Source organism: Herbaspirillum hiltneri N3 (assembly GCF_001267925.1).
In the GTDB taxonomy this organism is placed as follows: domain Bacteria; phylum Pseudomonadota; class Gammaproteobacteria; order Burkholderiales; family Burkholderiaceae_D; genus Herbaspirillum; species Herbaspirillum hiltneri.
Window position 1 is genome coordinate 4,502,142 of sequence record NZ_CP011409.1, and the last position, 14,207, is coordinate 4,516,348.

The 14,207-nt window shown below is 64.1% G+C and carries 12 protein-coding genes; 7 read left to right on the forward strand and 5 right to left on the reverse strand.

Annotated elements, in window-relative coordinates:
- The first annotated feature begins 9 nt into the window (after window positions 1-9).
- The 4 genes from F506_RS20360 (at window position 10) to F506_RS20375 (ending at window position 3,974) form a co-directional block, all read left to right on the forward strand.
- Window positions 10-771 (forward strand): ABC transporter permease, encoded by a 762-nt coding sequence (locus F506_RS20360; protein ID WP_083458118.1) that lies wholly within the window; start codon window positions 10-12, stop codon window positions 769-771.
- Window positions 753-1,739 carry an ABC transporter substrate-binding protein gene (locus tag F506_RS20365; RefSeq protein WP_083458121.1) on the forward strand — a complete coding sequence of 329 codons (987 nt, stop codon included), beginning with the start codon at window positions 753-755 and terminating at the stop codon, window positions 1,737-1,739. Before F506_RS20360 ends, F506_RS20365 begins: the two co-directional genes overlap by 19 nt.
- Before the next feature lie 156 nt (window positions 1,740-1,895).
- A complete protein-coding gene (locus F506_RS20370; protein ID WP_053200469.1) occupies window positions 1,896-3,176 on the forward strand; it encodes an amidase in 1,281 nt (426 codons plus the stop codon).
- A gap of 123 nt (window positions 3,177-3,299) precedes the next feature.
- Window positions 3,300-3,974, forward strand: a complete 675-nt coding sequence (locus F506_RS20375; protein WP_053200471.1) for a GntR family transcriptional regulator — start codon at window positions 3,300-3,302, stop codon at window positions 3,972-3,974.
- Between the two features lie 19 nt (window positions 3,975-3,993).
- On the opposite strand, the gene F506_RS20380 is transcribed toward F506_RS20375, so the two are convergent.
- Window positions 3,994-4,350: a hypothetical protein gene (locus tag F506_RS20380; RefSeq protein WP_053200473.1), complete on the reverse strand. Its 357-nt coding sequence runs from the start codon at window positions 4,348-4,350 to the stop codon at window positions 3,994-3,996.
- 325 nt (window positions 4,351-4,675) lie between these two features.
- Between F506_RS20380 and F506_RS20385 the strand changes: the two genes are divergently transcribed.
- Together F506_RS20385 and F506_RS20390 are read left to right on the forward strand one after the other, a co-directional pair.
- Window positions 4,676-5,050, forward strand: a complete 375-nt coding sequence (locus F506_RS20385) for a hypothetical protein (protein ID WP_053200475.1) — start codon at window positions 4,676-4,678, stop codon at window positions 5,048-5,050.
- A 442-nt stretch (window positions 5,051-5,492) separates the two neighbouring features.
- Window positions 5,493-6,860, forward strand: a complete 1,368-nt coding sequence (locus F506_RS20390) for an iron-containing redox enzyme family protein (protein WP_053200477.1) — start codon at window positions 5,493-5,495, stop codon at window positions 6,858-6,860.
- A 6-nt stretch (window positions 6,861-6,866) separates the two neighbouring features.
- Here F506_RS20390 and pdeM read toward each other — a convergent pair whose 3' ends face one another.
- Genes pdeM through F506_RS20410 form a run of 4 tightly spaced genes read right to left on the reverse strand, consistent with a single transcriptional unit; the run spans window position 6,867 to window position 12,804 of the window.
- Window positions 6,867-7,550 (reverse strand): ligase-associated DNA damage response endonuclease PdeM, encoded by a 684-nt coding sequence (gene pdeM / locus F506_RS20395; RefSeq protein ID WP_053200479.1) that lies wholly within the window; start codon window positions 7,548-7,550, stop codon window positions 6,867-6,869.
- A complete protein-coding gene (locus F506_RS20400) occupies window positions 7,547-10,111 on the reverse strand; it encodes a ligase-associated DNA damage response DEXH box helicase (RefSeq protein WP_235471258.1) in 2,565 nt (854 codons plus the stop codon). Before F506_RS20400 ends, pdeM begins: the two co-directional genes overlap by 4 nt.
- Window positions 10,092-11,771: an ATP-dependent DNA ligase gene (locus F506_RS20405; RefSeq protein WP_053200481.1), complete on the reverse strand. Its 1,680-nt coding sequence runs from the start codon at window positions 11,769-11,771 to the stop codon at window positions 10,092-10,094. Before F506_RS20405 ends, F506_RS20400 begins: the two co-directional genes overlap by 20 nt.
- Window positions 11,764-12,804, reverse strand: coding sequence for a ligase-associated DNA damage response exonuclease (locus F506_RS20410; protein ID WP_053200483.1), 1,041 nt, complete (start codon window positions 12,802-12,804; stop codon window positions 11,764-11,766). The genes F506_RS20405 and F506_RS20410 overlap by 8 nt, the downstream gene beginning before the upstream one ends.
- A 205-nt stretch (window positions 12,805-13,009) precedes the next feature.
- On the opposite strand from F506_RS20410, the gene F506_RS20415 reads away from it, so the two are divergent.
- Entirely contained in the window at window positions 13,010-14,086 is a 1,077-nt protein-coding gene (locus F506_RS20415) for a hypothetical protein (protein ID WP_053200485.1), read from the forward strand.
- The last annotated feature ends 121 nt before the right edge of the window (window positions 14,087-14,207 follow it).

The following is a 14,207-nucleotide window of genomic DNA, read 5'->3' on the forward strand; positions in this document are numbered from 1 at the left end:
AAGGAACCCATGAAAAAGAACAACGGCGCAACCATGATCGTCGCCACCATCCTGGTGACCCTGATCATCCTGTGGCAAATGGCCGCGCAAACCAACGTCATCAACGGTCAACTGCTCGGCTCGCCGCTCGGCATCTATCGTTCCGCCCTGATCGGGTTCACCAGGGGGCAACTGCTCTACGACACCTGGGTGACGCTGGCTGAGACGCTGCTCGGCCTGGTGCTCGGAAGCGGTCTGGGCATCGGGCTGGGACTGATGCTGTGGTTTTATCCGCGCACCTCGGACATCGTCGAGCAATTTTCCATCTTGCTCAACAGCATTCCCAAGATCGCACTCGGTCCGCTGATCATCATCTGGTTCGGTTCCGGCATGACCTCGAAGATCTGGCTGGCGGGCATCTCGACGTTTGCAGTGGCGATGATTTCGGCTTGCGCTGCGGCGCAGGAAGTCGACAAGGATTTGCTCAACCTCTTCAAATCATTCAAGGCCCCGCGGGCCATGGTTTTCAAAAAGCTGATCGTACCGGCATCGGTCCCGTGGATCTTCTCGATCTTCCGCATCAACATCGGCTTCGCGCTGATCGGCGCGGTAGTCGGCGAATTCATCGCATCCGAAAGCGGCCTGGGCCACGCGGTGTTCGTCGCCGGCTCGCTGTTCGATCTCAACAGTGTCTGGCTCGGAGTCATCATCCTGACTCTGATGGCGGCAGTTCTTACCTGGGTTGTCCAATTAATCGAAGAAAGGGTCGTTTCATGGAAAGTCGCACAATGAAGTACTTCCGCACGCTGCTCGGTTCCACGCTGATCGCCGCCTCCTGCGCTGCAGCACCCACCGCCTTTGGCGCGGAGAAGGCCGTGATCTATCAGGCCTTTCAGTCGATTCAGTACCTGCCGCTGTATGTGGCGATGAATGAAGGTCTGTTCACCAAATACGGCCTCGAGGTGCAGAAGGTGACCGCCGGCGGCGGCGCCCAGGGTGTGGCAGCGGTCATCGGCGGCCATGCCGATTTCTCGCTGCAGGATCCGATGACGGCGGTACTGGCCAATCTCAAGGGCGCCTCACTGGTCAACGTGGCAATGGTGGTTGCAGGCGTGCCGGTATGGATGGTGGCGCCGCCGAACTCGCCGATCAAGTCAGTCGCGGACCTCAAGGACCAGACCATCTCGGCCGCACTGCCGCCGTCGACCAGCACTTACCTGCTGCAAAACCTGCTGAAGGAAAAGGGCCTGTCCGGCGTCAAGCTCAACACGGTGTCGATCGGCACGGAAATCTCCCCCGTCACCGCCGGCCGCGCCGCTGCAGCGACGCTGTATCAGCCGCAAGTGGAGCAGGCCCTGGCCAACGGCTACAAGATCGTGCATGACTTCGCCAAGCAATATGACGGCGTGTATGCGTTCTCGACCATCGACACGCTCAAGTCGACGATACAGAAACGGCCGCAAATGGTGCAAGGCTTCGTCAGCGCCATCGCCGACGCCGAGAAGCTGATGCAGACCTCGCCGCAAGTCGCTTACCGCGTCGCGGTGGCGGAATTCCCGACGCTGGAAAAGAGCGTGGTGGAAGCAGCAGTGAAACGCATGCTGGACCAGAAGATCTATCCGGCCACACCGTCGATTTCCAAGGCAGCCTTCCAGGCCGGGCTCGACTTGCAGGTTTCGATCGGCAACATCAAGAAGGGTGAAGTAACCTACGACAGCGCGGTCGACAACAGCTTCGCCGAAAAGGCCGGTGCAAAGTAAGCAGTCGGCAGCGGGATTTTTTTACCGTCCGCAAGACCAGATCAACATGCGTTGCCGGTCTTGCCCCGATCGAAATTGTGCAAGCAACTGACCACGGCCGCCCTGCCGCCATCCTGGAGTACAGTGGCGACGACCGTTCATTTTTGAAGAGCAATCATGACCAAAGACAATATCCACGGCAGCAGCCTGCAACGGGCCATCGCCGCCGCAGACGCGATCGACGGCAAACTGCGGGCATTCAATCATCGCCCGCCGGACTATCCGGCCGTCCGCAATGACAGCAATGACAGCAACCCCGGCAGCGCGCTGGCCGGCGTACCGGTGGCGATCAAAGACCTGATCGACACGGCTGACATGCCGACCACTTACGGATCGAAGATCTTCCTCGGCAACCGGCCTGACAAAGATGCCTGGATCGTCAACCGCCTGCGCGAAGCCGGTGCAGTGATCTTCGGCAAGACCGTCACCACCGAATTCGCCTGGCGCGACCCCGGCGCCACCGTCAATCCATGGAACGCCGCGCACAGCCCGGGCGGCTCATCGAGCGGCTCGGCCGCCGCGGTCGGCGCCGGCATCGTCGACATCGCGCTCGGCACGCAAACCGTCGGCTCCATCATTCGTCCCGCTTCCTACTGCGGCGCGGTCGGCTACAAACCGACCTACGGCCTGATCCCCACCACCGGCGTGCATGCGCTGGCGCCGACGCTGGATCATCTTGGCTTCATCACCTCCGACTTCCGCTGGGCCGCGATCTGCCACGAGATCGTGGTGCGCGGACGCGCGTTCGGCGCGGCAGTATCCACGGACTTTGCCGCCGGCGTCAAACCGCGCAGGATAGGCGTCTACCGCTCCTCGAACTGGGCTCAGGTAGAAGCCGAAGTGCAACAGAACTTCGACGCCGTAGTGCGCCGCCTTGAAGCACACGGCGTGGAATGCGTGGAAGTCGGCCTTGGGACCGATATCCGTGACATGCTGGCGCTGACCAATGGTGTGCTGGCTTACGAGGCGCGCAAGGCCATCCATGACGACATCAAGGATGCCGGCGAACTGGCCGGACCTTACACGCGCGAACTGGTCGCGCGCGGCGCCGGCATCAGCGACGCCGACTATGCTGCGCTGATCGCACGTGTACAGCAGTTGCGCGCAGGCCGCGACGGCTTGCTGGACGGACTGGACGCCATCATGGCGATTACCTCGCCGACCACCGCGCTCAAGGGACTCGAGAAAACCGGCGACGCATCGTTTTGCGCACCGGCAACCCTGCTCGGCTTGCCGGCGGTGACGACGCCTTCCGGCGTATCGATGGATTTCCTGCCGTTCGGCGTCCAATTGATAGGCCGCGCCGACGACGACCTGGCGCTGCTGCGAACCGGTCAATGGCTAAGCACCATTCTGCCGTCATTGAAAGGACCCGCCGTGGCGGTTCCTCTCGCCTGACGCCGGAACAGCCACGGGGCGGGGCCGGGACAGCCGGCCCGCCCCGATTCGCATCTTGCACGGCATCCCGGACGAGACTCGCGCGCATGCCTGTTCATGAAATGAGTTCTATATAATTCACGGATGCCGAAAGCCTTTAAAACAATCGAACAATACGTGCTCAGCCTGCTGAGGACCGACATATTGTCCGGAAAATATCAGCCCGGAGACAAACTGCGGCAAGACGAGGTGGCCAGACGTTTCGAGGTCAGCACGACACCCGTGAGGGAAGCTTTCCGTGGCCTGCGCTCGGAAGGCCTGGTCTTGATCGACGCCAACAAGGGCGTCGTCGTGAAGGGACTCACCGTCAAGGACGTCGCCGAGATCTATGAATTACGCATCGCGCTCGAGCCGCTGTTGGCGAAGAAGGCGGTCGACTCCATCTCGCCCGAATCACTGCGTGCCGCGCACGAGATCCACGCCGACATGTGCACCTCCACCGATCCGCACCGGTGGTCGGCGCTGAATCGCGAATTCCATCTGAAACTGATGATGAGCGAAGAAGACACCAGGCTTTACGACATCGTCAAAAATCTGCTGGTGGTAGCGGAGCCGTACGTGTCGCTTTCGATTTTCATCCATCCGCAAATCCTGCAGGCCGACAACGACGAGCATGCCATGATCCTCGAAGGCTACGAAAAGAAAAACGGCAAGCGCGTCGAGAAGATTGTCAGGCAGCATCTGGAACAGACGCTGGCGGCAATCCAGGATTCCGTCAACGAGCAGGAACTGCGCCGTCTCACCACATCCGCTGCATGACTGCGCGAAACCAGGCGGCTCATTCAATAAAAGCCGCGAACAAAACGCCGGCAATCAGCAGGGTGCAAGCGGCAAGCGCCACAATGGTGAGGATCTTGACGGCCTTGTGCAAGGCGTAGCGGCGGCGTTTCAGGCGGTCGGCGCCGGAATCGGTTTCTCCCGGTTCGGCGCACCACCATGCTTCGTCGGGCGTGATGGTGTCGTCGCAGGCGCTCCTGCACAGCAACGGGAAATCCTCGCAATCGCGCCATTGCCGGTCGACCCGGCTTTCCACCAGATACAGGCGCAGCACGAAGATGGCGGCCGCCACGATCAGCACGAATACCGTGAGGCAGGCTCCCAGCCATGGGAAATAATCTGTGACTTCATGAATCAAGTGCGTTTCTCCAAGCAGACGGCGGCGCGGGAGTGTTCATGCAGGCGTGCGGAAATCATGTTCAGGGCGCCGAAGATCTCATCCTAGCGATTGAGACATGCCCTCTCTATAGGTGAATTCCCGGTTTCCGGCGGGAAAGCAACGCATCGGCAACAGCGTTTCGTGTGAGCAATCCACTGACAGCGGCGGTCATGTCGGCCCACAACCGGATGCGCCTTGCGCCGATAGGAACGGCGCCGGCTTGCAGGCAAGATGATTCCTCGCCAACGGATCTTCGGTCAATTCCGCCGGCGTCTTCCACCGACCGGATCACGAGGAGAATGACATGTCCAATCAACAAAACGACGGCAAGCAACAACAACCCGGCCAAGCGCAGCAGGATCAGCAAAACCAGCAACGCGGCCAGCAATCCGGCCAGGGCCAGAATGCAGGCCAGCAACAAGCCGGCAACGACAAGGGTTCGCGCAATCAGCAAGACCAGAACAACGCCAGCTCGGGTCGTCAGCAAGGCGGCGCCGACGCCGATAACTCCAGCATCACGCAGGGCGGCGGACGTTCGCACCAGCAAGCCAACCAGTCGCAGAACAAGCAACAGGATCAGCAAGGCTCGCGTCAAGGGCAGCAATCCGGGGCCAACGATCAGAACAAGCAACAAGGCAATCAGAGCAATCAAGGCGGCTCCGGCTCCAGGCAAAGCTGATGTACTGAGGCAGGAATAGTCTTTGGGGTTTTCGGCCGCCTGCGGGCGGCTTTTTTATGGCCGGCGGCAAGTACGAAGAGATCTACACGCCGAACCAGAACAGGCGCAGCAGGCACACGGCGCCGATGCCGATCATGGCGACCAGGCCGGCGGCGATGACGACGGGCGTTTTCGGGTGATGTCGGCTATCCATGGCGGTCTCCTGGGTACGGTCTCCTGGGTTGCTGCACTGCTGAACGGTGCATGTTTTCAGAATAGACCGTGCAGCAGCCGGCGTCAGTCGGCGCATTGCTGTTGTTGCAGTAAGACCCGCATGCAATGCGCCGGCCCGGATGACGTCGCTATCAGGTCTCGTCCGACTTCAAACTGCGTGATCGGCCTATTACCTCGGAACGCGTGCTGCCTGAAGATAAAGGCTGTCCCCTTTTCGTGTTGAGGCATCATGGTTTCCATCGCAACATCTTTTATCGCCCCGCCCAACGAGGCGACACCCGTCTCCAGCGCGGCCCTCTACCGCGCCTTGTCGGTGCCGAAGCCTTCCCGCATGGCGCGCGAAGACGGCGCCCGCTATCTGCAGGCGCAGCTGATGCGCGCGCAGGATTTGCCGTGCGACATGCCGGCCTGCCCCGATGACCTGCAGGCGTGGGTGACCACACGCGTTGCGGACGTCGGCGAGCGCTACGCCGCCTACCTCGCGGAGCGCAAGGATGGCGCGCCGCGCCGTTACTTCGCGACGCGTTCGCATGCGCTCAATTTCATCCGAGCGGTGGCGCCGACCAAGCTGGTCGACGGCTCGTGGCTGTATGGCACGCTGGCGTACTGGGAACGTCCGGCGTTCCGCCCGCTGATCCTGACCTATCTGGAAGAACTCGGCGACGGCGACCCCGCCATGAATCACGTCACGCTCTACCAGAAGCTGCTGGCCGCGCACGACTGCGACGACTGGCAGGATCTTTCCGACGAGCATTTCGTGCAAGGCGCGATTCAGCTGGCGCTCGGTTATCAGACCGAGCGCTTCCTGCCGGAAGTGATCGGCTATAACCTGGGCTATGAGCAACTGCCGCTGCATTTGCTGATCAGCGCTTATGAACTCAATGAGCTCGGTATCGATCCGTACTACTTCACGCTGCACGTGACCATCGACAACGCCGCCACCGGCCACGCCCGCAAGGCGGCGCACGCGGTGGCCGACATCGCTGCGCAGCAGGACGATCCGGCCGGCTTCTATCGCCGCGTGCGCGACGGCTATCGTCTCAACGATCTCGGCATGGACACCGCCTCGGTGATCGCCGGCTTCGATCCCGAACGTGCGCTGATCGCGGTCTTGCAAGAGAAGGCCGCGGTCGGCCGCAATATGCATTCGGATTACTGCCGCTTCGCCGGCAAGACCGTCAACGAATGGCTGGACAACCCGGAAGACGCAGGCCGTTTCCTACACGAGCTGGAGCGTGCGGGATGGATCAAGCGCGGCAGCGATCCGCAGGAGAGCCGCTTCTGGCGACTGATCAGCGGCGCCGGTGCGGAGATGTTCGGCGTCTTCAGCCCGCGCGAACAGCAGCTCTTGTACGACTGGATCACACGCGCCGACGGCCATGGGCGCGGCATGACGTTCCGCGCCGCTGCCCGGGTGCGGGCGGCACGCGAACCCGTCACCCGCGGCCGCGCCGGCATGCATCTGGTGGGCGCCGACACCGCCACTGCAGCAAGCACCAATCCCGCAACGCTGATCGATGCCCTGTCGCCCGGCTCGCATCATTCGGTGCAAGGACTGCAAGCGACGCGCAAGTTCAGCGCCGTGCTGCGCGGCTGATCGTCCTCAGGGTGAGCGCGGATAGGCAAACACGCGGTCGTCGGTGCAGACGAATAATTGTTCGCCCTGCTCCCCGCGGACGTCATACCCGCCGGTGAACGCACCGAAGGCCGGCAGCGTTGCCTGCTTCGCGCCAAAGACGAAACACGGCAGCCGCAGCGAATCACGCCCCACCGCCAGCCGCACGACGGGATGGATATGTCCCGCCAGCACGTAGGCATCCACCGCTTCCTGCGGGTGATGGCACAAGGCCAGCGGCCCGACCCGCCACGGCTCATCGACGACGTCCACGTCCAGCTGCGGCGGCGGGTCGCCGGCATGGCGATCATGATTGCCGCGCACCAGTGTCAGCTGCAAATCAGGATGACGCTCGCGCCAGCGCTGCAAGGCCAGCATGGTGGCCGGTGCGCGTGCGGTCCTGGCGTGCAGGAAATCGCCGAGGAATACGATGTGCGCGACCTCATGTGCCGCGACCAGGGCATCCAGCGCGTCCAGGTTGGCGCGCGTGGTGCCGTGCGGCACCGGGATGCCGCCGGCGCGGAACGCCGCCGCCTTGCCAAAATGGATGTCGGCCACGATCAGCATCTTGCGCGCGCGCCACAGCAAGGCGCGTTGCGATAGCAAGCTCAGTTGCTCGCCGAACACAGTGACGTCCAGCGCACCGCCTTCGGCTGAATGAGCAGCCGTCATCGCGCCGCCGCCTTTTCCAGTTCCTGCAGCATACGCGCCACGCGATCGCTGAGTTTTTCAGTCGACAGCTTTTCACGGAAGCGCTCCACCATCAGCGGAAAGCCGAACGGCGTCGCGCGCGCGATGTTGCATACCTGCAGGCTGCGGCCGCGCAGTTCCTCCAGCGTCTCGCGCAGGCGCTGCAATTCCAGTTCCTGCTCCAGCACTTCGGTCTGCGCCTGCGTCAGCAGCAGGTTGCCGGCGTCGTGTTTGCGGAACACCTCAAAGAACAGGCTGGCCGACGCCTGCAGCTGGCGCGTGCTCTTCGGCTGTCCGGGAAACCCTTGGAACACCAGCCCGGAAATACGCGCGATTTCACGGAAGCGGCGTTGGGTCAGTTCGGTGGCGTTGAGACTGGCGATGACGTCTTCCAGCAAATGCGCCGAAGAGAACAAGGCGCCGTCCATGTCCGCCGCCGGAAAGAGATCGGTGACGTCGATCGGCGTCGCGCTCAGCAATTCGAAACCGTAGTCGTTGACCGCGATAGAAAACGTTGCAGCCCGCCGCTGCGCCAGCCGATAGGAAATCAATGCCGCCAACCCGACATGCACCAGTCTCCCGGCGAACGGATAGAAAAACAGATGATGGCCTTCCCGGCTGTGCAGATGTTCGACCACCAGTTTGCGCGCAGTGGGCAGCGCCGACCATTGCTGCTGCAAGGCCAGCAAAGGCTGCATCGCCTGCATTTCGGGACCGCGGTACGCGTCGTGCGCGGCTTCTTCCAGGCAATCGAGCACGGCATGGGCCAGCGTCGACGACAGCGGCAGGCGCCCGCCCTGCCAACGCGGGACGGCGCCGGAACCGCTGGTGGCGCGACGCACATAGGCGGTCATTTCATGCACCCGCACGAACTCCAGCATGCGACCGCCGAACAGGAAACGGTCACCCGCACGCAGACGCGCGATGAAGCCTTCTTCGATGGTGCCGATACGCGCGCCCCGCAAGTATTGCACTTGCATGCTGGCGTCGGACACGATGGTGCCGATGCTCATGCGATGGCGGCGTGCAATAGCCGCATCCGGCACGCGATAGACGCCGTCGGCATCGGGCGCCACCCGCTGATATTCCGGATAGGCGGTCAGGCTCTGGCCGCCGCGCGCGACGAAATCCAGCGCCCATTGCCACTGGTCGGGACGCAGCGCGCGGTAGGAATAGGCGGTCCGCACTTCGTCGAACAATTCCTGCGAACGAAAGCCGCCGCCCAGCGCAATCGTCACCAGATGCTGGACCAGCACATCGAGCGGCGTATCCGGCACCGGACGTTGCTCGACCTGGCCGGCGGCGACGGCGTGACGCGCGCCGGCGGCTTCCAGCAATTCCAGCGTGTTGGTCGGCACCAGCGTTACGCGCGACACGCGTCCGGGCGAGTGACCACTGCGGCCGGCGCGTTGCAGCAGGCGCGCGACGCCGCGTGCACTGCCAATCTGCAGCACGCGCTCGACCGGCGCGAAGTCGACGCCGAGGTCGAGGCTGGAAGTGCAGACCACCGCTTTGAGCTGGCCGTTCTTGATCGCCAGCTCGACCCAGTCGCGCACCTCGCGGTCCAGCGAGCCGTGATGCAGCGCGATCAGCCCGGCCCAGTCGGGCCGCGCCGCCAGCAGATTCTGGTACCACAACTCGGCCTGCGAGCGCGTGTTGGTGAAGACCAGCGTGCTGGCGTGGCCGTCGATCTCCGCCGCGACCGCCGGCAGCATCTGCAGGCCGAGATGGCCGGCCCAGGCGAAACGCGAGGGATGCGCCGGAATCAGCGTATCGACCACGATCTTCTTGCGCGTCTTGCCTTGCACCAGCACGCCGCGCCCTTCTCCGAGCAGGGCGTCCTTCGACTGCTGCAGGTTGCCCAGTGTGGCTGACAAGCCCCACACCATCAGCTGCGGCCGCCAGCGGCGCAGACGCGCCAGCGCCAGTTGCGTCTGCACGCCGCGCTTGCTGCCCATGAGCTCATGCCATTCGTCGACGATGACGGCGTCAAGCTTGCCGAACCGCGCGGCGGCGTCATCCTGGCTCAGCAGCAGCGACAGGCTTTCGGGGGTGGTGATCAATGCGCTCGGCAAGCTGCGCAGCTGGCGCGCGCGTTCGCTGCCGGAGGTATCGCCGGTACGGCTGCCGATGGTCCAGGCGGGCAACAAGGCGTTCAGCGGCGCTTCCAATGCGCGCGCGGTGTCGGACGCAAGCGCGCGCATCGGCGTGATCCACAGGATGCGCAGGCCGGTCTGATTGATTGCCCTGGTACGCCTGGCGCCGGCGGCAGGCATATCCGTCAAGGGCAAGGGACCGGCTTTGGCCAACGCCGGTACGGCATGCTGCAGGGCGGCGAACCAGACCGCATAGGTTTTGCCGGAGCCCGTGCTGGCATGCAGCAGGCCCGACTCGCCGCGCAGGGCGGCTTGCCAGGTGTCGCGCTGGAAGGCGAAGATTTTCCAGCCTTGCGCGGCGAACCAGCGCTCCACCGGCGTGCTGCGCGATCTTGCCGCAACGGGTGGAACCTCGTCGCCGGTGTCGTCAGGCCGTGCGCGCAGCATGATGTCCTTCCGCTTCGCTGAGCAAGGCTTGCAAGGTCGACAGGCTGTCCGCCTCCGCGATCGGTTTGTCGTCGCGGATACGCAGGATGCGCGGGAAGCGCACCGCGATGCCGGCCTTGTGGCGCGGCGAGGCGGCGATGCCTTCAAAGCCGATTTCGAACACCATGCTCGGCTTGACGCTGCGCACCGGTCCGAACTTTTCCACGGTGCTGCTGCGGATGATGCGGTCGACGCGTGCGATCTCGGCATCGGTCAATCCGGAATAGGCCTTCGCGAAGGGCACCAGCCGGCGCTCTCCGGCCGCATCTTCGGCATCCCACACGGCAAAGGTGTAGTCGGTGTACAGCGAAGCGCGCCGGCCGTGGCCGCTTTGCGCATAGATCAGGACGGCGTCGACCGAGTAGGGATCGATCTTCCACTTCCACCAGGTGCCGACGTTCTTGGTGCGGCCGATGCCGTAGTGCGACGATTTCGCCTTCAGCATCATGCCCTCGACGCCGCGTGCGCGAGCGCTTTCGCGCAGGGTCGCCAGCGCGCTCCAGTCGGCGGCTTCGGCGGGGCCGATCACGGGGGCGAGGGTCAGGCCGGGGACGTCTGCAGCGAGTTTTTCCAGCAGTGCACGTCGCTCCTGCTGCGGCCTGCCGCGCAGGTCCTGCCCGTCCAGTTCGAGCAGATCGTAGGCGATTAGCGCCGCCGGCAGATCGGCCAACAATCTGGCCGACAGCGTCTTGCGGCCGATGCGCTTTTGCAGGTCGGCGAAGGGCGCAATGACACCTTCATTGCCATCGCTGCCGCCTCCGCGCCGGATCACGATCTCCCCGTCGATGACCACGCCCTCGGGCAGCGGCAACTGCGCCAGTTCCGGAAAGCGGTCGGTGATCAGTTCCTCGCCGCGCGACCACAGCCAGCTGCGTCCTTCACGATGCACCAGCTGTGCGCGGATGCCGTCATATTTCCATTCGATCTGCCATTCGCCGGGATCGCCCAGCGTGGCGGGATCGGCCAGCAAGGGATGCGCCAGGAAGAAGGGATAAGGCTGGCCGCCGCGACGCTGGCGATCGGCTTCGGACGGCGGTGCAATCAACTCGGCGAAGCCGGCTGCGGTGGGCCGCGTGCCGCGGTCGGTCCAGCCGACCAGGCGCTGCGCGACGGTCTTGGCGTCGACGCCGGCAACCACGGCCAGCGCGCGCGTGACCAGCAGTTTCGAGACGCCGACCCGGAAGCCGCCGCCGATCAGCTTGCTGAGCAGGAAACGGCCCTGCCAGTCGAGCACGTCCCAATACGAGAACAGCGCCGCGCGGACGGTTTCGGCATCGGCGCCGCGCAAGGGTGCCACGCGCTGCTCCATCCACAGGCTCAGTCCGAGATCGTCGTCGCGCGTGGCGGGCGGCAGGACGTGGGCGATGGTTTCGGCCAGGTCGCCGACGGCCTGGTAACACTCATCGAACAGCCATTCGTCGAGCTGCGCATATTGCATCGCGCAGTGGCGCAGCAACTTTGTCGGCACCGCCTGGCGCGGCTTGCCGCCGGCCAGGAAATACACCGCCCATGCCGCATCGGCGGCGTCGGCATGGCGAAAGTAAGCCTGCAGCGCCTCGAGCTTGCGGCTGGTCGCGGTGGTGGCATCGAGTTCCGCATACAGGTGGGCGAAGTCACGCATGGCCGCCTGCCCCTTTCTCTTCCTCATGCTCTTTATCGGTCTCCACCTCTTCTTCGCCGCCGTATTCGGTATCGAAGGAGCCGGCATCGAGGCCGTTCTGTCGCAGCCAGCGCACCATGATCGGAATTTGTCCATGCGTGACGATGATGCGCGATGCGCTGGTGGCAGCGATGGCGCTGAGCAGGCCGGGCCAGTCGGCGTGATCGGACAGGATGAACCCGCGATCGACGCCGCGTCGCCGGCGCGATCCGCGCAGGCGCATCCAGCCGCTGGCGAAGGCGTCGCTGTAGTCGCCGAAACGGCGCATCCACGGTGACCCGGCAGCCGATGGCGGCGCCAGCACCAGCGCTTGCCGCAACACCGATTTGTCCTCGACGTCGCTGACCGCCAGGGTTGGCGGCAAAGCTACGCCGGCTTCGCGGTAGAGCGCGTTGAGCGGCGTCACGGCGCCGTGGCAAACGATGCTGCCGATAGTCGGATCAAGTCCGTGCAAGATGCGCTGGGCCTTGCCGAAGGCGTAGCAGAACAGCACGCTGGTGCGACCCTCCCCGGCATTGCGACGCCACCAGGCGTTGATGTCGCCGAATATCTCGGCCTGCGGCTGCCAGCGGTAAATCGGCATGCCGAAGGTCGATTCGGTAATGAAGGTATCGCAGCGCACGCTCTCGAACGGCGCGCAGGTGCCGTCCTGTTCCAGCTTGTAATCGCCGGAGGCGACCCAGACCTCACCGCGGTATTCCATGCGCAATTGCGCCGAACCGAGCACGTGGCCGGCCGGATGCAGCGACAATGCGACGCCGTTATGGGTAACCGATTCGCCGTAGCGCAAAGCATCCAGACGGATCTCGCCGAGACGTGCGCGCAGGATGCCGGCGCCGTCGGCGGTCGCCAGATAGTGGCCGTGCCCGGTACGGGCATGGTCGGCGTGGGCGTGCGTGATCACGGCGCGGTCCACCGGACGCCAGGGGTCGATATAGAAATCACCGGGAACGCAATACAGGCCTTCCTTGCGCACCACGACCAGGTCGCTCATGCCGCTCCTGCAAAAAGGATGATGGAAAGCTTCCACTGTAATCGGGACGCGGCACGGGCGCTGTCAGCGGATGCCCGCTTGTCGCGTCGGCCACCTTCCTGCCTGCCGCAAATCCTACGAAAGGTGACGTGATCGTCCTATGGTTGGCGGTAAGCGCTATGGGTACATTTGCTGTCGTGACAAGAACACTCTAGAGGAGATCGACATGATCAATAGCAACCTGCATGCACATGCAGTCAATGGGGACGACAGCGCCGCGTCCGGCGTCTCGTGGGGAGCCATCCTCGCGGGCGCGTTTGCCGCGGCGGCGTTGTCCTTCATCCTGGTGATCCTCGGCTTCGGCCTGGGATTTTCATCGGTTTCGCCCTGGTCCGGCAGCGGTCTCAGCGCGCAGACCATAGGCTGGACCACCATCGCGTGGATCACTTTCACCCAGATCGCCGCATCGGCCATCGGTGGCTACATGGCCGGGCGCCTGCGCGTGAAGTGGGCCAGCGTGCATACCGATGAAGTGTATTTCCGCGACACCGCGCACGGCTTCCTGGCGTGGGCGGTGGCATCGCTGGCGACGGCGGCGCTGCTCAGCACGGCCATCGGCAGCGTGATATCGAGCGGCGCCAAGGTGGCCGGCTCGGCCGGAGCGGCAGTAGTTGCCACGGGCGCCACGGCGGCTGCCGGCGGCGCTGCTGCGGCCCCGGACGGCAATGCCGTTGCAGGCGCCGATAACGTCTCCGGCTACTTCATCGACTCGCTGTTCCGTGCTCCGGCAACCGGCACGCAGACCGGCGCACCGGCTTCCGCCGATGCTGCTCCTGCACCTGCTCCTGCCGCACCCCTGGCCGTCGCCGCCGATAGCCCGCCGCTGGCGCCTGCACAGCGCAACGAGGTGATGCGCATCTTCGCCAATGCCCTGCGCACCGGCGCCTTGCCTGCCGGCGACAAGACCTACGTGGCGCAAGTGATCGCAAAACGTAGCGGCATCAGCCAGGCCGAGGCGGAAAAACGCGTCGACGACAGCTACGCCGCCTACAAGAAGGCCGTCGATGACGCCGCCACCAAGGCCAAGGAAGCTGCCGACACGGCGCGCAAGGCAGCGGCTTACGGTTCGCTGTGGATGTTCGTGGCGTTGCTGTGCGGTGCATTCATCGCCAGCCTGGCGGCAACCTTCGGCGGCCGTCTGCGCGACCGCAAGGATCGCGTGGTGTACACGGCGGTGGAACCCACCGTCGACGGCAATCGCGACATCGCCCGCACCACTCACGAATCCGTTACTTTGAGCTAGGAGATCAGCATGGGAGCCATACTGCTTTGGTTGTTGGGGGTCCCGATTCCCATCATCATCCTCATCGTGCTGCTGATGCATTGATTCAGCTGCCGCCGAGGCTTGAAAACCAGCCGCGCCC

Coding starts and splice junctions, on each gene's coding strand:
- F506_RS20405 (WP_053200481.1), bottom strand. CDS start 11,771: ATGCGTGACTTCGCCCACCTGTATGCGGAACTCGATGCCACCACCGCG.
- pdeM (WP_053200479.1), bottom strand. CDS start 7,550: ATGACGGCTGCTCATTCAGCCGAAGGCGGTGCGCTGGACGTCACTGTG.
- F506_RS20390 (WP_053200477.1), top strand. CDS start 5,493: ATGGTTTCCATCGCAACATCTTTTATCGCCCCGCCCAACGAGGCGACA.
- F506_RS20375 (WP_053200471.1), top strand. CDS start 3,300: ATGCCGAAAGCCTTTAAAACAATCGAACAATACGTGCTCAGCCTGCTG.
- F506_RS20370 (WP_053200469.1), top strand. CDS start 1,896: ATGACCAAAGACAATATCCACGGCAGCAGCCTGCAACGGGCCATCGCC.
- F506_RS20400 (WP_235471258.1), bottom strand. CDS start 10,111: ATGCTGCGCGCACGGCCTGACGACACCGGCGACGAGGTTCCACCCGTT.
- F506_RS20415 (WP_053200485.1), top strand. CDS start 13,010: ATGATCAATAGCAACCTGCATGCACATGCAGTCAATGGGGACGACAGC.
- F506_RS20410 (WP_053200483.1), bottom strand. CDS start 12,804: ATGAGCGACCTGGTCGTGGTGCGCAAGGAAGGCCTGTATTGCGTTCCC.
- F506_RS20360 (WP_083458118.1), top strand. CDS start 10: ATGAAAAAGAACAACGGCGCAACCATGATCGTCGCCACCATCCTGGTG.
- F506_RS20385 (WP_053200475.1), top strand. CDS start 4,676: ATGTCCAATCAACAAAACGACGGCAAGCAACAACAACCCGGCCAAGCG.
- F506_RS20365 (WP_083458121.1), top strand. CDS start 753: ATGGAAAGTCGCACAATGAAGTACTTCCGCACGCTGCTCGGTTCCACG.